This window comes from Trinickia sp., from assembly GCF_051953405.1.
GTDB lineage: Bacteria > Pseudomonadota > Gammaproteobacteria > Burkholderiales > Burkholderiaceae > Trinickia.
The window spans coordinates 1-23,985 of the sequence record NZ_JBQCIV010000028.1 but is presented as its reverse complement, the minus strand read 5'-3'; the positions used below and the strand labels follow the sequence as shown (position 1 = coordinate 23,985).

At 57.9% G+C, this 23,985-nt stretch carries 12 protein-coding genes; 7 read left to right on the top strand and 5 right to left on the bottom strand.

Going from position 1 to position 23,985, the window contains the following annotated elements:
* Positions 1 to 58 precede the first annotated feature (58 nt).
* From ACTHN9_RS04815 to ACTHN9_RS04785, 7 genes are all read left to right on the top strand, one after another.
* Complete coding sequence (locus tag ACTHN9_RS04815; protein ID WP_440535609.1) at positions 59 to 883, top strand: RHS repeat-associated core domain-containing protein; 825 nt, start codon at positions 59 to 61, stop codon at positions 881 to 883.
* 309 nt (positions 884 to 1,192) lie between these two features.
* The gene (locus ACTHN9_RS04810; RefSeq protein ID WP_440535608.1) at positions 1,193 to 5,374 is read left to right on the top strand and encodes a hypothetical protein; all 4,182 of its coding nucleotides are present in this window, start codon (positions 1,193 to 1,195) and stop codon (positions 5,372 to 5,374) included.
* Positions 5,375 to 5,403: 29 nt separating this feature from the next.
* Positions 5,404 to 8,931: a hypothetical protein gene (locus ACTHN9_RS04805; protein ID WP_440535607.1), complete on the top strand. Its 3,528-nt coding sequence runs from the start codon at positions 5,404 to 5,406 to the stop codon at positions 8,929 to 8,931.
* A 56-nt stretch (positions 8,932 to 8,987) separates the two neighbouring features.
* Positions 8,988 to 13,457: an RHS repeat domain-containing protein gene (locus tag ACTHN9_RS04800; protein ID WP_440535606.1), complete on the top strand. Its 4,470-nt coding sequence runs from the start codon at positions 8,988 to 8,990 to the stop codon at positions 13,455 to 13,457.
* Positions 13,458 to 13,516: 59 nt separating this feature from the next.
* On the top strand, positions 13,517 to 14,485 hold the full coding sequence (locus tag ACTHN9_RS04795) for an RHS repeat-associated core domain-containing protein (RefSeq protein WP_440535605.1): 969 nt from the start codon (positions 13,517 to 13,519) through the stop codon (positions 14,483 to 14,485).
* A gap of 43 nt (positions 14,486 to 14,528) precedes the next feature.
* Entirely contained in the window at positions 14,529 to 15,416 is an 888-nt protein-coding gene (locus tag ACTHN9_RS04790; RefSeq protein ID WP_440535604.1) for an RHS repeat-associated core domain-containing protein, read from the top strand.
* A gap of 217 nt (positions 15,417 to 15,633) precedes the next feature.
* Entirely contained in the window at positions 15,634 to 16,524 is an 891-nt protein-coding gene (locus tag ACTHN9_RS04785) for an RHS repeat-associated core domain-containing protein (protein WP_440535603.1), read from the top strand.
* 154 nt (positions 16,525 to 16,678) lie between these two features.
* Here the strand turns inward: ACTHN9_RS04785 and acnA are convergent, their stop codons facing one another.
* From acnA to ACTHN9_RS04760, 5 genes are all read right to left on the bottom strand, one after another.
* Positions 16,679 to 19,396 carry an aconitate hydratase AcnA gene (gene acnA / locus ACTHN9_RS04780; RefSeq protein ID WP_440535602.1) on the bottom strand — a complete coding sequence of 906 codons (2,718 nt, stop codon included), beginning with the start codon at positions 19,394 to 19,396 and terminating at the stop codon, positions 16,679 to 16,681.
* 112 nt (positions 19,397 to 19,508) lie between these two features.
* The gene (locus ACTHN9_RS04775; protein WP_440535601.1) at positions 19,509 to 20,960 is read right to left on the bottom strand and encodes a bifunctional 2-methylcitrate dehydratase/aconitate hydratase; all 1,452 of its coding nucleotides are present in this window, start codon (positions 20,958 to 20,960) and stop codon (positions 19,509 to 19,511) included.
* A gap of 25 nt (positions 20,961 to 20,985) precedes the next feature.
* Complete coding sequence (locus ACTHN9_RS04770; protein ID WP_440535600.1) at positions 20,986 to 21,480, bottom strand: hypothetical protein; 495 nt, start codon at positions 21,478 to 21,480, stop codon at positions 20,986 to 20,988.
* Positions 21,481 to 21,708: 228 nt separating this feature from the next.
* Positions 21,709 to 22,722: an HpcH/HpaI aldolase/citrate lyase family protein gene (locus ACTHN9_RS04765; RefSeq protein WP_440535599.1), complete on the bottom strand. Its 1,014-nt coding sequence runs from the start codon at positions 22,720 to 22,722 to the stop codon at positions 21,709 to 21,711.
* 276 nt (positions 22,723 to 22,998) lie between these two features.
* Entirely contained in the window at positions 22,999 to 23,982 is a 984-nt protein-coding gene (locus ACTHN9_RS04760) for a malate dehydrogenase (RefSeq protein ID WP_440535614.1), read from the bottom strand.
* Between the last annotated feature and the right edge of the window lie 3 nt (positions 23,983 to 23,985).

The following is a 23,985-nucleotide window of genomic DNA, read 5'->3' as shown; positions in this document are numbered from 1 at the left end:
TGCAGCGCGGGAAATGGCGAGTCGACACGTTGCGATACTTTAGAGGCAGGATGGGTCCATGAACCGACTCGCGTCGATAGGCTTCACCGGCATGTATCAGGATGGTGCATCTCTGCGTTATCCGCTCGGTAACGGCTATCGCTGGTACCTGCCTGGGCTCATGCGTTTCAACGCCCCTGATTCCTTGAGCCCGTTTGGGCCGGCGGGGATCAACGCCTACGTGTACTGTCAGGGCGACCCCGTCAATTTCCGCGATCCTTCGGGTCATATCGGCGAGCTGAAAACGATCTTGGAGGAGGAAGTCGTGCTTGCCGATGTGCCTCTCAATCGAGAACGCGTCGCCATTACAAATCGGCACACAGCCGCAAAAACAGGTGGAAACGAAGGGCTGCATACCGTACCCCATCCTTTGCACGAGGTAAGAAAGATATTGAGCAAGTCCGGATATATGGATCGGCTTCTTAAATATAAGAATGAGATCCGGCGTGGCCTTGCCATAGAACAGGATGCGGTTTCGATAGTGCGGGAGCGCATAGAAGAGGTCGTCGCGTCATTGGATATTACGCTAGAGAAATTGCGGGTAGATGTGTCGCAGATGGACGAAATAATGATTAAAGAATATCCAAAAATGGAAGTAAACATGGAGATGGCGAAGGACGAGCTGCAGGCTGCGGAATATTTGGGGCTTGATACGCTCGGGATGAGCGAAGTCAACGAGTTGAAGGAGCAAATCAAGCGAGCCGACGCGATCCATCCGCAAGCAGTGAACGATTGGAAATACGTCCACGCTCTAGCTAGGCGTGTCGAACGCAGACTTATCGAAAAAGATCTGTGGTGTTCGGTTGGCGCCGTCATCAATGGAGGCGAAGCCAGCCCACCGTGAACTGACTTGGCGATGCTTGAAATGCTCCAGGGAGAGCCGACGACTGCTGCCTCGATCTCGATAACCTGCAGGTCGAACGTGTGGCATGGGAAATGGCCGCGGGCAGGCAGAACGACGTGTTCGTCGCACTTACAGGTAGCCACGAACGATCGAATCATAATTTTCATTGCGTAACGCTCGGATCAGCAAGACCGGTCACGATTTCCCCGTTTACCTATCACATTTGATAGCTCGGCCGCCGATAACGCGGCGTAGTATGCCTAGCAACATCGCTGCGAATTTGCGATCGAAACGCTGGTGCGAGATCGCATGGCGATCAGCATCGCAGGGCTAAGGTTGCGGGATTTTCCGAGGTCGACAATGACGCCGGAGTCAAAGGAATTCAAACGCGGGAATAGCGAATCGGAAAATGAAATCAATCAAAATTCTTCCGTACTTTCCAATGGAACCGTAGTGATCTCGTTGGCGCCGCGGTATTCAGGCACGTTTTGGTATGCTGGCGGCGCTTTTGGACTGGGCCCCTGCGTCGAGTTGGACGAGCCAGTCGATCGTGACGCTCCGCGTTTGAGGTTCGAGATGGAAGTCGCGGTGGAAAATGATGTTCCAAAGGTGACATTCTGTTCCGGCAATTTTTCTGTTTACAAATATTTGCCTGTTTTCTGCGATTACTGGATATTCGCGCTCGGCAGTAAAGACCCTACGGCCTTTGTCGTTACCGACTACGACCCCAAAGCAAGAAGCTTTAAGCTGTGGGACCCCGAGACAAAATATTATGGCGCGGCAATACAGGTCAACGGTAACAAGTGGATCGTTGCGCTCGTTCCGAATAGCGCTGGCGATACCTTTTCCATTACGTATGACAGCGCCGTACCGGCAACAAACTACACGCTGAATTTGGATGGCGACGTCAAACGGATGCCGCAAGCCGACGGCGTGACGCCGCACACGGCGGTAGCCACGATTCAACAGGACGGCGAACGCGTATCAGGATTCTCGACGCCTGCAACATTCGATCTGCCGGGTAACTGCTCTGCGACATTCGTTGCGCAGGCCGGCCAGACGTCCAGCAACCACGGTAAAACGTTGGTGGCCCCGTTCGATCCAGTGGCGGCTACTGCCACAGCGGTATTCGTAGACAACCGACCCAACGGCGAATCGGTTCCGTTGCGGGCGGTTGTGGACATGAGCGAGTATTTCGTTCTATCGGTACCGGAGACGCTCTCGTTCGCCTTCATCAAAAACCAAAACGTTTCCCTCGATCTGTCCCGAGGGCCGGACATAGAGTGGAACGAGCAGACCGAGTACACCGTCGTCGCTACCACCCACAATCCAGGTCGGATTGCTATCGATCTTTGGGATGTCACATTTGGTTTGTTGGGCGATTCGGTTAAGTTCATTCCTACGGGGCGGGACCAAACGGTTAGCGCTGATGGTAAGACGCTGATCGCTCGCTTAAATAAGGGCGTAGCAACGGCGCGGTTCATCCGCACGGGCGGTGGACACGGCAGCGTGGTGGCCGTGACGGCAGCGATAGACAACAATGCGATCTATGTGCCTTCCAACCCGCGGTCCCTAGTCTGCGCGTTGGACTTCGACCCGGTGCTCCGAGGCAATACCGCGGTTCCTCTGCCCGCCGATGGCCGCACCAAGCATGCGGCAAGGGTGACCTTGCAGGGCGATCCCCCAGTGGAGTCGATGGATGCGGTCTTCACGCTGCCCGCCGATAGATCTGCGAGCTTCGTGGCCGCGGATGGCGTCAGTGACGACGGCAAGACGCTGACTGTGCCGTTGGAGAACGGCCGCATTACGGCGCTCGCGCAGTTCGCGGACACGCACATCGGTGGCGAAAACGTCACATTGCAAGCCGTCATCAAAATCAACGTCGATGGTGAAGTGGTCGAATTGCCGACCGTTCCCTCCTCGCTCACGTTCGCGTTTTCGCCTTTGCCGCTGAAGCTAACCGGCGATCAAACGAAGCGCGTGGCCGCGGACGGCAGCAGCCAACACCTTGCGACTGCGGCATTCGCTCCGAGCGCCGCTGACATTGGTACTTGGCCGGTCACGTTCACCGTCCCCCAGGACTCGCACGCCACATTCAAGGCATCTCCCGGGCAAACGCTGCTCGACAGTAAGACGTTGATTGCGACGTTGGACGCCAAAAGCGGGTACTCGGCGACGGCCGCATTGGTCGATGACAACGTCGTCGGTAACGAGACGGTAAATGTGTCGGCGCGAGTCGACGCAGCGCATATCACCTCTGTGCCGCAATCTTTGCCGTTTACGTTCTATGGATTCACGCTCTATCTCGAGAGCGAGGACGAAACGTTGCGTTACCCGTCCGATGGAAAGACGACGCATACGGCGGTGGCGATGCTGGAACGCCTTCCGGGGAAGGATCCCAGTTTTCCTTGGAGCGTAACCTTCTTGCTGACGGCAAAGCGGTCCTCCTTTGTCGACGCAAGAGGACAGTCGCTCGGGAAGAGCTTGACCCTACCGCTCGAGAGGAACAACGAAGCTCGGGTGGAGTTCGTCGATAGCTATTCGGATGGCGAAGATGTCACGCTGACGGCGACTGTCAAGAACATCAATAACCGCGGGGAGGACTTGCCCGCCACGCCGCCGTCGATGATGTTCACCTTCTACGACGTGGCAATGGGGGGCGACTACGAACATCCAAAATATTTCTTCAAAGAGGACGCAGTCGAGGGTGACATTTTCATCCTTGATCGGCGGTCGTCCGGGACATTCGGTGGCGCCGAGAACGGCTACTATTCCGGTGCATTTTACGTATGCCTGAAAGCGATTTCGAAAACAGATCAGCAGCGCACGGATTGTTATCCGCCCGCCTACCTGGCTGGCGATACGCAGTATTGGCGCCACGCTTGGACTGGGGTGGGTGAAGATCGGTCGTTTCAAGTGGATGGGGACCCTCGCGCGAGGGCCGTTTCAATCTACGGAAATGGGAGAAACTGTGTAGGTCTAAGTATGCGGTTTATAGCGATCGATAAGAGGAATCACGATGAGATAATTCCGCTGCACGACGAATACCTGGTAGCTGTGTTCGCCCAATATGCTTCGGTGACACACGGTGACGGCAGTGATCTGGGCAACGGCGAAGCATGGCGAAGTCAGGCAGCACCGACGGATTACAACTGCTACATCGTAGATAGCTCAGCGCATGACGCATCGCAGGTGGCCGAAAGTGTTGCCGATGGTAACGACTTCCGGCAGGGCACGGTGTTTCTCCTATGCGGCAACGACCGCGACCGGATCGACGTAGCGGGTAAGCTGATTCTTCCCGGAGGGAATGCGGAATATTTCGGGGTCGATGCTGGCTCCGAAACGGTGAGCGTCAGAGCCCATCTTTCGCGGCCGTATCACGTCAAGGACGACTTGCTTATCAAAGGTGTGGCGAGGCCACACAGCGGCGACTCCGGCGACGACGATTACTGTAACAATCACTCGGACACGAATTCGTTGCCGGCTGATTTCTATTGGCGCCAAAATAACTACGAGATTTCGATCGATCCTGCGCAACGGACAAACGCGCCCGGCGCGCCGAAGAGAATTAGGAATTTTTCCCTGATCGGTTGGGGCGATAGCGATGCCAACATAGGCTGGTATTGCACGATCGTTAGAAATTATTATTGTACAGAGGCGTTGATACTCCCGTCCTTCCCGGCAAGGAAAAACGTTTCCCTATGGGACGATTGCACGCGTGAGATTACCGTTTTCGATGGGGCGGGAAAACGCGACGACGGAACCCTTGATGCGCTCGTCATTGTGCTGCTCACGCGTATCCAATTGGAGAATTCCGCGCTGGATATGTGTTACGGGATGGGGGCTGGTGGGAGTATTGCGAGTAACGGGATGGATTTGTATGATCAATACGGAAATGCGGGCCATTTGTACTTTAATCTGAATTTTCCGACATCTTATTATCCTCTTCCCGGAACTAAGCGGGGCATTGCGGTGTCGAGCAATCCGCCTTCATCGTTCTTCGATATTGTTGCCGACGATCGGAGTGATATTTCAAAAGTCATTGTTCCTAATTGTTGGATCGGCAGTGTCAATTGGGGAACGCTTTTGAGTGCTCCTTGGTGGTTGAATGATTTCGTGATCGCCTCGCATGGCGACGTGGACACTTGGGCGTTGTACGCGGACGCGAATAAGTCGCGGCCCAAACGGGAAGTCCCGAACGGCCGATACTATGTTTACAACACGGCGCGCGGCGGCTACGCAGGATTTGACGTTGCTTGGCAAGGAAATACGCTGCTCAAGCTGGGGTGGGGGACGGTGTCTGAAGCAAATGCATTTGCCTTTCGACCTCTCTGGAAGAGTATGGCATTTCGCTGTTTCACGGACGCCGGTTATATCTATTCGGACGGTGGTGCGGCGTCGAACGAATATAAATTCGTCTACTTCGGCGTGCCGAACAATGGCGATGAGAACTATGCGTGGGGATTCGCGAGCCCTCCTTCGAGCAATTAATTTGCAAGCCCCATCAAATCGAGGTAAAAATGAAAAATTTGATGCTTAACGTCGCGAGCCTGACGCTGTCTCAAGGTGTCGAATTGGTGCGCAACGGGGTAACGTTGTATGCGGCGATCGCGGTCGTTGAGAATTTAGCAATAAGTTCCAATCGTGCATCTGTGCGATTTTCGCTGATCGGCAATGACGTTGCGTTCGTTGTTACAGACTCGTCGACACAGACAAAAAATAGTGATGGAACGCTGACGGTTCGTTTGATCAATGGAAGTGCTACGGCCGCGTTCAGTTATTCGGGCGACGGTAGCGAGATCGTTAAGGTCCATGCGGAGACGGAAAATTTGTCGCCGCAGCTAGCGTCGACACCTTCCTACTTGGGTTTCGCGATCGGATTCGACCCAGTTCTATCGGGCGACCACGCATTAACGAAGCCCGCGGACGGAACCTCATTCTTTACAGCAAGGGTTACGCTGCGCGGCGACTTGCCTCCCATTTCCTCAGCTACCCCGCTTGACGTGGTTTTCAGGCTTCCAGGGGCAGCGTCGGCCACATTTATGCCCGCGGAAGGCGCAAAGCTTAGTGACGGCGGAAAGACGTTGAGCTTCCCGCTAGACGAGGACACCGCAGTGGTGAGGGCTCAGTTCACGGACGATGGCATTCTTGGCGAAAGCGTGGCCTTAAAAGCGTCCCTGGAAACGACGATGTCTAACCCGGGATCGATGCATGTTTATATCCCGACTCAACCCGCCTCGCTAGTATTCACCTTTTCGACTGTCAGGCTGACATTGACTGGCGATAATGACAAGCTTGTGCCTGCGGATAATATTTCGGAGCACTGGGCAAAAATTGCGCTGCCTGGTGGCATGAAAATCAGCAAGTCTTTTCCGTTGACGTTCAGTTTACCAAAAAACACGTCCGCGGCCTTTGAGCCGAGCAAGGGGCAAAAGGTCAGTTTAGACGGAACGACATTGACGACCACGTTGAGTAGTGCCAACAATTTTTCCGCAAAGGCGAATTTCGTCGATGATCATATCGTAGGGAACGAAATCGTTCAGCTCGCGGCTAGTATGAAAGTCAACGAAAGCAATAGCCTTTCGTCCACGCCAAATTCGCTATCCTACACCTTCGCTGGATTCACGCTGAATCTCGAAAGCGATGACGCGGATCTTCGATATCCGGCGGATGGGAAAACGGCGCATTCCGCTACCGTCAAACTCCAACGGATCCCCGGCGAGGCGACAGAATTCGATTGGAACGTGACGTTCGAACTTGCTGGGAGCGGGGGGCGTTTCGTCGATTCGGGCAAGAGTAGCACGACCGTACCGCTTATCAGTAACAAAGCGACGGTCAAGTTCGTAGATAGTGGCACCGATGGAGAGGATGTTTTTTTGACCGCCTCGATCAAGAACATAGATAACAACGGGACGGATCTGAATTCGACCCCCGTCCAGATGATGTTTACGTTCTATGACCCGACAATGGGAGGTGACTACGATCATCCAAAGCATTTTCTCGAGGAAGACGCCGTCGAGGGTGACATATTCATGTTGAGCAAAAACTCGGTAAAGGCGTTTGGCGGTGAGGCGAATGGATATTTTTCTGGTGGCTTCTACGTCTGCAAGAAGCGAGTATCCAAAGCGAATCAAGTTTTTAGTAGCTACTATCCGCCCGGATATGACGCCAAGGATAATGCCTACTGGGGTCACGCTTGGATAGGAACATCGGATAATGTCATTCAGATAAAAAACAATAGTCAGCAGAAGAGGGCTGCAATTTATGGGAATGGGCGTAATTGCATCGGTTTGGAGCTAAAATTTACACCCCTTGGTGTGGACTCCGATTCGACGGGTACTAATAATAATGTCCACATTCCGCTTCAGGATGACTATCTGGGAAAGGTTTTTGAGAAATACGCCAAAATCGTAAATGGCGATGGCTCGACATTTACGAGTGGCAGCGGATGGACGTATGCTTCGGAGCCTTCCGCCTATTGCCGCTATATCGAAAACGATCAGACAGCGGCGTCATTGGGAGCGCGGACCAACGATGAGGTAGCCGTAGGCGCAGGCACTGCCCGAGGAGCGGGCAACGGAGATACTGGCACCATGGGGGGCGAACTATATCTGTTTTGTGGCAAGGGCGATGGTACTTCCGTGGACATTGGCGGCACATTGACCCTTCCTGGCGGAGCGGTCACGACTTTCGGCGTCAATGAAGAAGCGCCACTGCGGATCGCTGCCCTCACTTCGAGAGAGTATAGCTACACCGACCTGGAACTCGCCGCGGTAACGATGGAGCATCCGAACGATCCGGGCTCAAATAATGATGATTACTGTCTGCAAAACGCAGATACGAACGCGCTCGCAGAGGAATATTATTGGCGTCAGAATAATTACGCTTGGTCTATAAGGCAGGATCAATCGAAAAATCCACATGGCGAACCGAAAAATTTTCTGCATTGGCAGATTACGGGAGATCCGAATGTTGTAGACGCTAACAAAAATATAGATTACGGCAAAGACTCCGTAGGGGGCTGGTACAACAGTGTGAGCCAAAATGCCTACTGCACTGATGGCTACATCTTTCCGTCCGTCGCGTGGGGAAGTAATGCCGCCGGTGCCGTTGATGGCTCGGTCGAAACGAATACCGCTGACGTTTATCTTTGGCTTGATCCGGCTGGCGGTACCAAGCCGAACAAGACGATCACCGTTTCCGCAGACGATACGACACATAATTCAGATGGAACATTCAACAGCCTAGTTATCGTATTGATCACATCGATATGGCTCAATTCTCCATTTTTGTCCAAAACGAAGGGGTACAACAAGGTGGATGGGGGCCAAGAGTGGAGTCCTGTTGGGGGTGTCGATTTCTATGATCAATATGGGAACAAGGGGCATTTTTACCTAAATTTTGACTTTCCATCGACCTATTATCCCATCGATGGTTTGACATCACGCGGAATTAGGGTGGATGAAAATAATCTGCTCACTGCATCGTTCGCAAACATGTTGGTCGGCCAAGCTGGCGCACCCAGTTATAGTTATCAAACCACCTTTTGCGTATATCACTTGGCCAGCAAGTCATGGATGTGGGTCGACTGGGGCACGCCGATTACGCTGGATGGTCCGGATCATGGGTTTTGGTATCCGTTGTGTGCTTCGGCAAACCAGGGGGATACATTTTATATTTGGGGCGGAGGTGAATATCCTAATCCCTCCACGTCGGAATTTTATATTGGGACTAGTTCCGAAGTTGTGCAGACGTCCGTTGCGACCGGGACGCTTGCGGGACTTGGGTTCAAAGGAGGCCCATGGGCGCTCTTTACAACTAAGCAAAGCGGCGATGCGTCCGAAGCTCGCGAACCCATCGTTTTGCGACCCATCTGGAAGGAGAGCGCATACCGGATGTATGGAAAAACACTGTGTAAATACCTAGTCTCGATAAAGTCGACGTATAAGGACGGGACTGCGGAAGTGGTGCTCTGGTTGAAAAATGCCCCGCCTCCCGGCGACACAGGGGCCACGTTCCGGTTCACGAAAACGACGGGCGCCAGTTGAGGACGGTATTAATCAATCGCGATTGATGTGGACCTACCGTATTGAGGAGATACGCCATGAGCAGCAGCTCCACCCCGTCTTTTGTGAGCCAGGCCGGAAATTTCACTAGCGCAGTGGCAGGCCAAGTGGATCCACGAACAGGTCTATTCGGCGCGAATATTACTTTAGGCAAAATCATCGGCAACCGCGGCCTAGGGCCTGTCCTGCCGATCGTAGCCAACTACAGCCCGATGGCCACATTGCAGGGTGGTCAGGGCCAGGCCGTCGGCCTCGGTGCCGGGATATCGTTCAATTTTTCGGTATACCAACCCAACGTTGAACAAAACTACGGCTTGCTGCTCCTGTCCACCGGTGAGCGGTACGTCGTGTCGGGAGACGACCAGAACGAGCGAGGCCGTGTCGCAAACACCGATGGCGGCACCACGTTGAGCTTGAATCAAACGATGTTGCGCAACGTGCTTTTCGAGCGCTTCGATTCGGGGGAGTGTAACTTTCACTCCCAGCTTGGGCCGATCACGTCGTGCTACATGGTCACTCACAAATCCGGTGACATCGAAATCCTAATGGGCGCAGATACCGGTGGAACGGCGAAATTACCTCTGCTGATGGTCAGTGCGGCCGGCCATGCACTCACATTCTTTTGGACGGAGGAAAACGGCCTCCCCAAACTGGAAAAGATCACCGACGATACAGGCGCGACGCTGGTCAGCGGCGATTATGATACCAACACCGTCAGCTTCAATTTTTTCCCCGATCAGCCGAAGGAAAAGTATGTCGTCGAACTCACCTACGGCGAGATACACCAAAACGAAAGATTCCTGACCAAAGTCGATGTAAGCAATGCGCAAACGCCGCTGGAATGGAAGCTCGAGTATGCACCCGCCGGCGATATGGTTGACGGAAATCCTTATTGGGGATATTGGCTCAATAAAGTGACGGCGCCGGGCGGGATGGCCGAGACGGTGGAGTATCGCTGGGGGGACGACGGAGCGGTTTTTCCGGCATCGGCGAACCTTAACTCGCTACCCAGAGTGTACACGCACACGCAGGATCCTGGCGCGAGCCAGCCGGAGATCGTGTCCACCTTCACTTATACGAGCAATAACTTTGTTGCAGGCGGTTCGGACGTTGTATGGAGCAACGTATTGGACAACCTTTACGTTGTCGATAGCGCCTACGCCTACGGGTCGACGGAAGTATGCGGCGATCGATCGACGGTACGCGTGTACGATAAATTTCATTTGCAAACCGGCGAGACGGTGACCCAAGGCAGCGACGCACAGAAAACAGTTATTAAAGAGACGACTTACTACGATAACGATTACTACGAAAGCTCGTACGGGAATACGCCGCCACAAGGTTTGCCTGCTTACTTTCAATGCCCAATGAAAGAAGAGACAACCTGGGTTGACGGCATCGATAGGAGCAACGACCCGAGTTACAGCGAGACGAGCCTATACACATGGGACGAATGGGGGAATCCGATCAGCCGCACCGAACCGAGCGGGCTACTCGTCAGTTGGGAGTACTACGATGGCAGTGAGGCGACCTACGATACTAAGGGCGACTTACTGTGCCCCGCGGACCCGAACGGTTTCACCCGCTTTGCCAAATGGATGTGCGTCGATCCGACGGGCGTGAAACAAACCGATTGGATGACGGCTGGCGGCCCAGTCCAACAAACAAACTATACCTACGACAACGCGATACCCGTGCAGTGGAACGGCGACGCATATGTGGTCAACGGGCTAGTTTTAAAAACGGGCGAATCTCACGCTAGCGGCGACGCGTCCTCGACGGAGGTGGGACGGAATGCTACCTCCGCCCCGAGCTTTGTCGTGGCTGAAGCGACATACGCCTACGATACCGCGGGCGGCATCGACGCCGGGCGTCTGATAACGCATTCGTTGTTGCATTACCCGAAAGGCAAGCGTTCGTCGTCGAACGATTACTACCAGACGGACACAACCTATTCCTACACGGCAGAAACGGTGGCGAGCGTCGATGGCCTGACAACTTGCCATACGCAAACGGTCTACGACCCGGACGTCAAGGCGACCGCGGACGGTCACCCGGCAGGATACCTGCAGATCGTGCAGAGCAAGACGGCTTCGGTTTCGACGGGGCGCGTTCTCGAAGAGCGAAGCATCTTAAATAACGTGACAGCGTATACGTACGACAGCTTGGGGCGATTGACCCAGCGCGTGTTGAACGCCCCCAACGGCGATGCGGATTACGACCAGAGTTATCAGAACGTTTTCACGTACAGCTACGCGATCGACGATAGCGGAAGCAAGCCATTTCAAGTGGTGCAGACCGATGCCAAGGGTAACTGTATCCGGTACACCATGGATGGACTTCACCGCTTGCTGCTCAAGGAGATCAATGCGATCGACATTGCCGATGCGCAAGATTGGTATGCAATGGAGTCCCGAGCCTACAACGCTATGGGGCGTCTATCGGAGCAAACCTCGAAGGACCATTCGGTCGATCCGGCGAACGATGTGACGTCTACTTATAGCCTCAGCAAAGCGATCGTGTACGACGGTTGGGGGCAAAGCTGTTTGGAGAGCTTTTCGGACGGAACGGTCGACGCCACGGCCTATGATCCGGTCGGCAAAACCGTGAGCACCACGCGTTACGGTACCGCCGATGGCGAGACGGTCTACACGGGGACGTACGTCACTGCCTACGATTACAACTTTAGTCAGAAAGCCTTCAGATCGGATCGCTATTTCGCGAGCGATGGGTTTCCCGTCCAGGAAGGCAGCGAGCCATATAGCAGTCGTTCACGGCAATACAACGGACTGTATTGGGTCGAGAAAGAGACCGACGAGCTGGGTCAAGTGACGTCGCATCAATACGATGCTTGGGGACGCGTCGTTCAGAACTCGCTCCCGGATGGCACCGTTGTGACAAAGACATACAGCGATAAGTCCCCGGCGAGATGGGTGGACGCAATTCAAGTCAAAGGCTTATTGGCTAGGAGCGGAACGCCGTTCACCGGCATGTGCGGGGTCGGAACCAGAACCTTCGATGGCCTTGGTCGAACGACGTCCAAGACGGTGGGTGGCTGTACATGGACCTATCAATACGCCTGGAACGAGACGGTGCAAGATGGTTATCGGAAGCCGAGTACGACGGTTGCACCCGATGGGGTGCATTGGAATTACGTCTATATCGATGCTTTGGATGAAGCGGTGGAGCAAATGACGGTCGGTGAGGAGACGTTTGGCTACACCTATGAACATGGCACCGGCCTCATGCAGACCGCGAGGGCGCAGCGGCAGGGGGGGCGGGACAACACAGTGTCTGCAATCGGCTTGACGCCGTTTTACCCCTCCGGCCGATTGCAGAACGAGGCATTCGTGTACGGCGCCGACTTGCCCCCGTACAGCGACGCGGCGCGCGCGAACTCGGCTGCGCAAGAGACTGGCTATACGTATACGGTCGGTGGCGCGCTGCTCACCTACACGCACATCGATGGCGCGATCACGACGCTTTCACGCGATGAATACGGGCGCATCGACGGGGTATCGGACGAAAAGATCTCGGTGCTGCCGAGTTACGATGCTGCCGGTCGCTTGACGGGCTGGGCCTCCGAAGCCAAAAACAGCAGCGGAAATTACACCTTGAACACGACGCTGAAACTCGATGACTTCGGCCGCGAGACGTCTCGCCAGACGGGCGACGGCACGAATGACTGGACCATCGCCCAAGACCGCTGGCAAGCGAACGACTTGCTCAAGCGACGAACGACGCAATTCAATAACGCGTCGCTTCGATCCGAAACGTTCGACTACGACGCGCGAAACCGTTTGGTGACCTGGCAGGCGGATGCAAGCGGCTTGGCACTTCCATGCGATCGTTACGGAAACGCGCTGACGAAGCAGGCTTTCACCCTGGACGCCTTGAACAATATTACCGAGGTGCAATCGGCGTTCTTGAATGGGGGAGAAAACACCACGTCATTCAACTTCGATTACACGACCGACCCATGCCGTGTATTGGGCGGTACTCACACGGATTCGAGTTACGAGCCGTCGACGTTCTCGGTCAAGTACGATGCGGCGGGACGAATCCTAGATGACGGAATGGGTACAACGCTGCACTACGATTCGCTAGGCCGTGTCGACGGTGCGACGAGTACGCCAAACGGCGCGGGGAAGGGCGGAACAGGGCTGAGCGGCGCATATACCTACGATCCATTTCACCGGCTCGGAACGCAAACATGGGGCGCCATTGGACAAACCATGGACCAATCGACCTCGTTCTACTACCGGGCGCAGGAGCTGGTCAATCTGATCCAGGACGACAGTCCCGTTCGCCTGGTTCGCTCGTTGTCCGGCGAACCCGTGGCGCAGTACAACAGTGGGGGTAGCAATCCTGGCGGCTGGCTGCTGGGTTGCGACCATCTGGGCTCGGTACTGAGCGCGAGTAACGAGGCTAAGAGTGCCCCGCAGCAACGCGCCTATTCGGCGTACGGTGAAGAGCCGATCGTGGCCGATACGACCAACAAGGGGTAGTAGCGGCATCGATGCTTGGCTGACCTTCATGAGACGCAGATAACGATTACGGAAAGGCTATGGCTACAAAACCGATCGACGCTTTTGCCGGCGCGTGTTGCGATCCAATCAGCGGCGGATATCTGCTTGGCAACGGACATCGCTTATATCTGCCGGGGTTGATGAGATTTTCATCTATGGATGCGGAAAGTCCATTCCATCTTGGCGGAGTCAACCCATACGTCTACTGTCTGGGCGATCCGATCAACCGCGCCGATCCCGGCGGGGACTTCAGTTTCTTGGGGATCATCAAGGACGTCGTGATGTTTCTCGCGCCCAAAGGGCACTTCGATGCTGCGCAATTCGGCGTGACGGCCGGAATCGACACGGCGCTTTTCCTGGCTTTTGCAATCGGCACGGGTGGGTGGGGCCTTCTGTTGTTGGCCGCCGGCTTTGTGCTCTCGCTCGCGTCCGATGTGTTGGGACAAATTCCGGGCAAAACCGCCGCGGAGACGGGGAAGTGGCTGGGAATTGCGTCGATGGTGCCCGATGCCGTAGGCGCCGGGACCAAGTTCGTCGAGGAAGTTCTTGTCGACGGAGTAAAGGACGCGTTTTCGCAAGGCGGAAAGGTAACGAGGGCGCTCGGCAAAGAGGAGGGTTTGGAAAGAGCCGGGCGAACAGCGATGAAAGACACCAAGAGTGCACGGCCGGCGCTCGAACCTCCTTCATTGCCGAGGCGCGCCGTCGGTGCGAGTATTCGCCTGGGCACGCATATTGGCTTGACTGCTGGACTGATGATAGGCGGCTCGGTACTCCTCAAAAAGCTGTTTCCGATGATGCCGGAAGTCGAGGCCGACCATGCTGCAGTGGATACGCGCGAATCTCACGCACTGACGCGGCCACATGTTTATCCGCAGTCGGTCAGATACCCGGGGCCGGCCACCTACCCCAACGCGGTGAGTTACCCGGAGCCGCTCTCCTATCCGGCGGCTGGCAAGAATTTCCACCGAGGCGCTTATCCAGCGAGCTATGCGTCGCTTTGGAAATGACTGCTCCGGCGGGTTTCATTGAAGGTCTGACGAGGCTAAATCCATGAGTATGGCGCAAACGTTCTCCTTTGCAGGCGCAAGCGAGGACCGCATTTCTTTCGGGTACCCGCTAGGGAACGGCTATCGATGGTACATGCCGGCACTTATGCGGTTTAATGCCCCTGACGATTTCAGTCCCTTTGGCTTGGGAGGTGGGAATGCGTACGCGTACTGCGTTGGCGATCCGATCAATCATATCGATCCCACCGGGCATTTCGCGGATTTTGACGCGAGCGTCTGGGTCGTCTTGGGTATTGGCGTCGCGACGGTGGGAATAGGCGCAGCAGCACTGGCTTACCGTCACTTTCGGGGAGACTTGCGGATTTCGCTTTTTCGGGAACGTGGTGGGGCGAGCGGGCCGTCAAGCGGCGAGGGAATTGCTCCGAGTGTACAAAGACCGGGTGCCGTGCCGGGACAGCCCGTTCGCGAACCCAACGTCTCAGATCGGTCTTTCCCGTCCGAAGCTGCCGCTTTCCCGTCGCCGTCACAGCCCGCAACCGCACCGATGAGGAACCCGGCGTTGCTGTATGCCGACGACATCCAATTCCATCTCGATCACGCCAGCCTGAGCCTAAGAAACGCGGAGACGACAATCGCGGACCTCCGGGTCAATACCGCAGCCCGGGAAGCGCTGAGTACGGACCTCTCCGATCTTAGGCCGGAAATTTTTTCGAAGAAGCAGTTGGGTCTAGCCCGAGAGGAGAAGGCGCTTCGTCTCCGTGGGCGTAGACAACTAACCGCGGCGGATGAATCTTTAAACACCGTGACTAATGCCATCAATCGCCAAACTGAATCTTTCGTCGAAAGCGGGCAGGTTGAGAGGCTTTCCAAAGAATATTTACGGATCCAACGGCTTCTTGAGACCCCCACGATGCTGGCGTTCAAGTTTTAATAGCCGGCCTTTATGCGAGCATCAACCGCCTGCCAACGGAGCCCTCCCAGCGCGAGCATATAGTCTGGTAACGCAGAGTTGGACCGGTTGCTTGGCCGGCGGGAAACAGGGTGAGACAGGGTGCGCACTGTAACGTCGCTCGGTTTTAGGCGGCCTTTCAGCGTCGCTCCTCATGAGTCGACGAAAAGCGCAGCGGCGCAAAGGAGGCTCATAAGCCATGAGCGCGATTTCCATCCTCGGTTTTAGCGGTGCGTTTTTGGACCCCGTGACAGGCACGGTGCCGCTGGGCAACGGTTACCGATGGTACTTGCCGGCGCTGATGCGCTTCAATGCCGCCGATAGCTTCAGCCCGTTCGGACCGGCGGGTATCAACCCATACGCTTATTGCAGCGACGATCCGATCGATTACATCGATCCGCGTGGACATATGGAGGTGAACCTAGGTGGTGAACTTTCCACGCTGGAAAGCTCTTCACTGCGGGATGCCGAAGGCGATTCCGCCGAGATGGTTCATGAATCGGGTACCGCGAGCGACGGCGCGGGACAAAGTGGCCCAATTGCAACCGGACAGTCTCGCACTGGAAACCAAGGGCCCGGTACTTCGATGAACCGTCCGACCGTGCCGGGCGTTCAGCGTGCGGGACAGGTGCCGGGGGCGAATCTGCCGGAATGGCGGACGCCGAATGCTGAAGTGCGGGCATGGCGACGGCCGGGTGAGCAGCCGCCACTGTTCCGCAAGGCGGCTCCGAAAAAGACCTCCGCGCCACCGCGCGGCACTTGGCGGGAGCGGCGCATCGCTGCTGGACAGAGACTGCTAATTAATCCCCCACCGTATAACGACAACCCGATCTTCGCCGAGCTTCCAGAGCACGCTTGGTCGAGGGCGGATTATCAAGTTACGCTGTCGGTCAGATGGGTGACGTATCTCGGCGACACAGGACTGGGGACGGTAACCTCGCATATCCACTATCGGTGGACAGGTACCGAATGGGAAAAGTTTGGAGGAAACACCTGGATAACAGGCGTGAAAGACTTTGACTGGCCAACGCCCGACGCCGTGGTCGACATGGCGCCCGCTCTACCGCGTTACCCCGACTATCATCCGTAGCGCCGGCTGGCACATGGCTTACGATGCCACCGTCCGGGCTCAGGTTTGACCATGAAAGCGAAAAAAAGCCCGGCTACGAACCGAATCGAGCCGGGCCGATCAACTGCCGCGCCCTGACGGGCGCGGCCCTGCAAAAAGCGCATCTACGCCGGGCTTACGCCGCCAACAGCGAGCGCAGCACGAACGGCAAAATCCCGCCGTGCTTGTAGTAGTCGACTTCGATCGGCGTATCGATGCGCAGCAGAACCGGCACGCGTTGCGTCTTGCCGTCCTTGCCGTGAATCACGAGCGTGAGTTCCTGCTGCGGCTTGAAGTCGTCGCCGAGGCCTTCGATGTCGTACGTCTCCTCGCCCGTGATGCCGAGCGTTTGCACGCTGTCCGAACCCTTGAACTGCAGCGGCAGCACGCCCATCCCGACGAGATTCGAACGATGGATCCGTTCGAAGCTGCGGGCCACGACCGCCTTCACGCCCAGCAGCTGCGTACCCTTCGCCGCCCAATCGCGCGACGAACCCGTGCCGTACTCTTCGCCGGCGAAGATCATCGTCGGCGTACCCTCGTCGATATACTTCATCGCGGCATCGTAGATCGACAATTGTTCGCCGCTTGGCTGATGGATCGTCAAGCCGCCTTCCACGCGCGTGCCGTCTTCCCTCGCCGGAATCATGAGGTTCTTGATCCGCACGTTGGCGAACGTGCCGCGCATCATGACGTCATGATTGCCGCGGCGCGAGCCGTAGCTGTTGAAGTCGGCCTTTTGCACGCCGTTTGCCTTCAGCCACTTGCCGGCAGGCGAATCTTCCTTGATCGAACCGGCCGGGCTGATATGGTCGGTCGTCACCGAATCGCCGAACACGCCTAGCGCACGTGCCCCCTTGATGGACGCCACTTCGCCCGACGGCGTCATCGAGAACTGCTCGCCGAAGAACGGCGGCTCGGCGATATAGGTCGACTTCGGCCAATCGTAGACTTGGCCTTCCTCGCCCTCGATCTTGCTCCACAAATCGCCCTTCTTCGTGAGTTCGGCGTAGTTCGCGCGGAACGCATCGGCGTCCAATGCGAACTTGAGCAGCGCATTGACCTCTTCGCTCGACGGCCAAATGTCGCCGAGGTAGATGTCCCGGCCGCCCTTGCCTTTGCCGACGGGCTCGGTCATCAGATCGCGCGTCATCGTGCCGGCGATCGCATAGGCGACCACCAACGGGGGCGAAGCCAGGAAGTTCGCACGGATGTTCGGGTGGATCCGTGCTTCGAAGTTGCGGTTGCCCGACAGCACGGCGGCCGCAACAACGTCGTTCTTGGTAATGGCCTCGTTCAGCTCCGGCGTCAGATCGCCCGCGTTGCCGATACAGGTCGTGCAGCCGTAGGCGGCTAGCTCGAAGCCGAGCTGCGACAGGTAGGGCAGCAGGCCCGTCTTCGTCAGGTACTCGGTGACGATACGCGATCCCGGCGCAAGCGACGTCTTGATGTGCGGCGCCACCGTCAAGCCGGCTTCGACGGCCTTCTTCGCCAGCAAACCGGCCGCAAGCAGCACGCTCGGGTTCGACGTGTTCGTGCACGAGGTGATCGCGGCAATCAGAATATCGCCGTTCTTCAGCTTCACGCCGTTCGTCGTCGTGTACTCGGCGTCGAGATCGGCGGGCTTCTTGGCGAAGCCGTTTTCACCCACGGGTTTGCTGAACAAATCCGCGAACGTCGATTTTACGTGCGTGATTTCGATGCGGTCTTGCGGACGCTTCGGACCGGCCAGCGACGGTGCCACCGTGCCGAGGTCGAGCGTGACCGTTTTCGTGTAATCGATCTGGCCGGCTTTCGGAATGCCGAACAGCTGCTGCGCCTTGAAGTAGTTTTCGAAGGCAACAATTTCGGCCTCGGTACGGCCCGTGCCCTTGAAGTACTCGATCGTCTTTTCGTCGACGGGGAAAAAGCCCATCGTCGCGCCGTATTCGGGCGCCATGTTGCCGATCGTCGCGCGGTCGGGCAGCGTGAGCGAGGCGGTGCCTTCGCCGAAGAATTCGACGAATTTGCCGACGACCTTTTCCTTGCGCAGCATCTCGGTGATCGTCAGTACCAGGTCGGTTGCCGTCACGCCTTCGCGCAGCTTGCCCTTGAGTTCGACACCGACGACGTCCGGCGTCAGGAAGTACACCGGCTGGCCGAGCATGCCCGCTTCGGCCTCGATGCCGCCCACGCCCCAGCCCACCACGCCGATACCGTTGATCATCGTCGTATGGCTATCCGTGCCCACGAGCGTGTCGGGGTAGTAGACGGTGTCGCCGTTCTCGGCCTTCTTGTGCACGCCGCGCGCGAGATATTCGAGGTTGACTTGGTGCACGATGCCGACGCCGGGCGGCACGACCTTGAACGTGTCGAACGCCTGCATGCCCCACTTCATGAACTGATAACGCTCGTTGTTGCGTTGGAACTCGAGCTTCATGTTCAGATCGAGCGCGTCTTTCTGGCGGAAGTAGTCGATCTGCACGGAGTGGTCGACCACGAGATCGACGGGCACGAGCGGTTCGATCGCTTTCGGGTCCTTGCCGGTGCGCTTGGCCACGCCGCGCATGGCGGCGATGTCGGCGAGCAGGGGCACGCCCGTGAAATCTTGCAGCACGACCCGCGCGACCACGAAGGGAATTTCGTCGACCCGGCCGGCGGTCGGCTTCCAGTTGGCGAGCTGCGCGATGTGCTCTTCCGAGATCTTTTTGCCGTCGAAGTTGCGCAGCACGGATTCGAGCACGATGCGGATCGACACGGGTAGCCGGTCGATCTTGACGTTCAGCGCGCGGCCAAGCTCCGGCAGCGAATAGAACTTGCCTTTGCCGGTACCGCTGTCGAATTCCTTGAGCGTGTTGTGCAGATTGTGGGCCATGGTTTTTCCTAGGTTTAGAGCGAGGAAATGACGTTGCTACGTTTTCTTGAACCTTGAACCTTAAACCAGCGTTCGGAGACACCCGAATTCGGGATCCCCGCCTTCTGTCCTTCTATATCACGTACAAATCGACGTACTCGTTCACGGGCATCGTCTCGAGCTTCGATTGATCGAGCGAAACATCGAGAATCGCCCGGCGCTGCTTCTCGGGGAAGCGGCGCGCGAGATTCGTCTTGAATTTCTCCACCAGCAGCGGGATGCCTTCGGCACGGCGCCGCTTGTGGCCGATCGGATATTCAACCACGACTTCGTCGAACTGCGTCCCATCGCCGAACTCGACCGTCAATGCGTTGGCGATCGAGCGTTTGTCGGGATGATGGTAATCGGCCGTGAACTGCGGATCTTCGACGCAGACGATCTTCGCGCGCAGCGCATCGATGCGTGGATCGGCCGCAACCGCATCTTCATAATCGGCCGCCGTCAACCGCCCGAAAATGATCGGCACAGCCACCATGTACTGGATGCAATGGTCGCGATCGGCCGGATTGGCGAGCGGGCCGGTTTTGTCGATGATCCGTAGCGCCGCCTCGTGGGTGCGGATGGTGATCCTTGCGATGTCTTCCACGCGCTTGCCGCTAGCCTGCAATCGGCCGTGCAGCGTCAGCGCCGCTTCCGCGGCCGTCTGAGCGTGGAACTCGGCCGGGAACGCGATCTTGAAGAGGACGTTTTCCATCACGTACGAGCCGTAGGGGCGCTGTAACTTGAACGCGTTGCCTCCGAACAGGACATCGTAAAAGCCCCACGTCTTGGCCGTCAGCGCCGACGGATAGCCCATCTCGCCGGTCTTGGCGATCAGCGCGAGGCGCACCGCGCGGGAGGTGGCATCGCCGGCCGCCCACGATTTGCGCGAGCCGGTATTCGGCGCATGCCGATACGTGCGCAGCGCATGCCCATCGACGACGGCGAGCGAGACGGCATTGACGAGTTCGTCGCGCGAAAGGCCGAGCAGATGTCCGACGACTGCCGTCGAGGCGAGCTTGACGAGCAGAACGTGATCGAGCCCGACCCGATTGAACGCGTTCTCGAGTGCGATGACGCCTTGGATCTCGTGCGCCTTGACCATCGCGACGAGCACGTCCTTCATGGCGAGCGGCGCCTTGCCGGCGGCAACGGCGCTACGCGAGACCCAATCGGCCGTGGCGAGGATGCCGCCGAGGTTGTCGGACGGGTGCCCCCATTCGGCGGCGAGCCACGTATCGTTGAAATCGAGCCAACGAATCATGGCGCCGATATTGAACGCGGCCTGCACCGGGTCGAGCTGAAATTGGGTGCCGGGCACCTTGGCCCCGTTGGGAACGACGGTGCCCGGTACGATGGGGCCCAGCAGTTTCGTGCAGGCCGGGTAGGAGAGGGCCTCGAGTCCGCAGCCCAGTGTGTCGATCAAGCAATTGCGTGCCGTGTCGAGTGCCGCGACACCGTCGATTTTGGCATCCCGAACGTAATCGACGATGTCGACGAGCACGCGATCCGGCGCGGGCCGGACATTAGGGATCGGTGCGGACATGGGACGAGGCTCCCTCGCGCAGGGTTTAGCTGCCCGATTTTTGCAGCGCGTTCGATTGGGTCGGGGCCGGCGCGCCTTGCATCATCTCGGCCGTCTTGCATTCGTCCGCGAGGCGCGAGCCGTCGTGATCCGAGAAGAGCATCGCCTTCGTCGGGATCACGACGAGATCGAGGCCCGTGGCGGCGTCATGGAAGCGATCGGCGCCCGTGGTCGTGCTTTCGCGCGGCAGGTTGTAGTTCTTGTTGGCCCAGTGGACGGTCACGATTTGATCGCGCTTCATGTCGCCCTTGAGCGCGAACGATACGCCGTCCTGGCAGGACCACGTCACGGCGCCTTCCGGCACGGGATCGACCTTGGAAGCGCTCTTCGTCGACTTGCGCTTGATCAGGCGGTGCTTCGGCGCGGGCTTCTTGGCAACGGCCTTCTTCGCCGTGCCATCTTGCGCGAATGCGTTGTTCGCTGCGAGGAGCGTCGTAGCGGACAGCGAGGCGACGACGGCGGCGATCAGCAATTTCTTCATGGAATCAAGACCTTTTCAATATCGGTGAGACAAATAGAACACAAACCGCGTGGCGGGCGGGCCCGCCGGTTATGCGCGCATAGGGCGACGCGCGGCGGTCGCTATTTTCTCCTATTTAGCGCGACAAACTTCAGATTTTCGGAGCCGATGCCGTTTGCGCTCGGGCGGGCGGTCTTATTGTCGACGCGCTGCGCACCGTTTGCACGCCGGCCGGGCGTACGCGCGATGTCATGTCGTCTCCTTCGATGGGGCGGGGCTGGCGAACAGCGGCGCCGTTTCTGGGGGCAGCGTGCGCCCGGTCGCGCGCGCGCGGCGCAGCACCGACCAGTAGTAGCGGTAGCTCGCGCGATCGTGCAGCGTGTCGCCGTGGCGCGTGGGCCCCCATTGGGACGCTTGGGCTGCCAGCAAAATCTCGGCCGCGGTGGCGATCGCCTCGTCGCGCGGCGCGAACGCGGCGACGATGACGGGCACTTGCGCCGGATGGATGCTCCACATGCGCGTGTAGCCGAATTCATCGCGGGCCCGGGCGGCATCGGCGGCGACGATCGACATATCGCGAATTTCGGTACTCACGTTGTGCGATGGCACCCGTCCGTAGGCATGGCAGGCGGCGGCGATCTCCAGTTTCGCCCGCCGCACGAGCGGATGATCGAACTGGCCGGGCGAGCGCATCGCCGAATCGGGGATCGCGCCGTCGTGCGCCGATACGAAATCCATGAGGCCGAAGGAAAGCGACTCGACGGTCGGCAGCGAGGCGAGCCGAAAAACATCGGCGAGTGCGCCGTGCGTTTCGATCAGAAGCTGGGTAGGGACGGGTTTCTCGATGCCGAACTCGCGGCGCGTGGCTTCGATGAAGGCGCACATTTCGGCCGCATCGGCCACGCTGCGCACCTTCGGCAGCATGACGTAGGCGGGGGCGCGCTTTGCCGCGCGCAGAATGAGGCGGACGTCGTCCCGCCAATGCGGATGGGCGAAATCGTGAATACGCACGCCCACCCGTGCGAAGCGATCGTGCTCGCTGCCGATCAGCGATGCGACCAGTTCGGCGTGCGCCGCTTCGTGGCCGACGGCGGCGCCGTCTTCGCAATCGAGCGTGACGTCGAAAACAGGCCCGAGCTGGGACTGAAGCGCGAGCGATTTGAGCATCAGCTTTTCGCTGCCCGCATAGTGGTCGCACACGGGCAGCAGTGCGGGCGGCGTTTCTCCGTCAAACAGCACTTCGGCGGGAGTCAAGGCGCGCATCTTCGGCGTTGGAAGCTTCGATCGTGGTCAAAAAAAACCGGATTCGGACGGGCTCTGCGGCGTACGTCGCTCGGCGCGCCGAGCAAGACACATTACGATCGCATTTCAATTTATGTACGACAACCTTGCGACGCGATTTTTTGCGCAAAGCACGCGCGAATCCGAGATGGTGAGCCGGCGCCGGACGCTCGCGTCATGACGACGCGGCGTACGCGGCGCCGGCTCTCGAATCGTTTCGGCGCGCCCGCTTGCACGGGCGGCACCGGTTCTCGGCGTTTAGCCGAGCAGGTGCTGCACGCCGTCGCGCTCTTCGAGCAGTTCGTTCAGCGTGAAGTCCATCTTTTCGCGCGAGAAGGCATCGATCTCGAGGCCTTCGACACGCTTGTATTCGCCGTTTTCGCACGTGACGGGCACGCCGTAGACGATGTCTTCGGGGATCCCGTACGAGCCGTCCGACGGAATGCCCATCGTCACCCACTTGCCGTTCGTGCCGAGCACCCAGTCACGGACGTGGTCGATCGCCGCGTTGGCCGCCGAAGCCGCCGACGACAGGCCGCGCGCTTCGATGATTGCCGCGCCGCGCTTGCCGACGGTCGGCTGGAATACGTTGCGATTCCATTCCTCGTCGTTGATGAGCGCCTTGACCGATTGACCGTCGGCCGTGGCGAAACGGTAGTCGGCGTACATCGTGGGCGAATGGTTGCCCCACACGGTGACCTTTTCGAGCGACGCGACCGGCTTGCCCGACTTCGCGGCGATTTGCGACAGCGCGCGGTTATGGTCCAGGCGCAGCATGGCCGTGAAGTTTTTCTTCGGCAGATCCGGTGCCGACTTCATCGCAATGTAAGCATTCGTGTTCGCCGGGTTGCCTACCACGAGCACCTTCACATCGCGGCTGGCGACTTCGTTCAGCGCACGGCCTTGCACCGTGAAGATTTCGGCGTTGGCGGAGAGCAGATCCTTACGCTCCATACCCTTCGAGCGCGGACGCGCACCCACGAGCAGCGCAATGTCGGCGTCCTTGAATGCGACCTTCGGATCGTCCGTCACCACCACGCCCGCGAGCAGCGGGAATGCGCAGTCTTCCAATTCCATGACGACGCCCTTGACGGCAGCTTGCGCTTGCGGGAGGTCGAGCAATTGCAGGATGACGGGCTGGTCCTTGCCGAGCAGATCGCCGTTGGCGATACGAAACAGCAGCGAGTAACCGATTTGACCTGCGGCGCCGGTAACGGCAACGCGCTTTGCGGACTTAGCCATTGA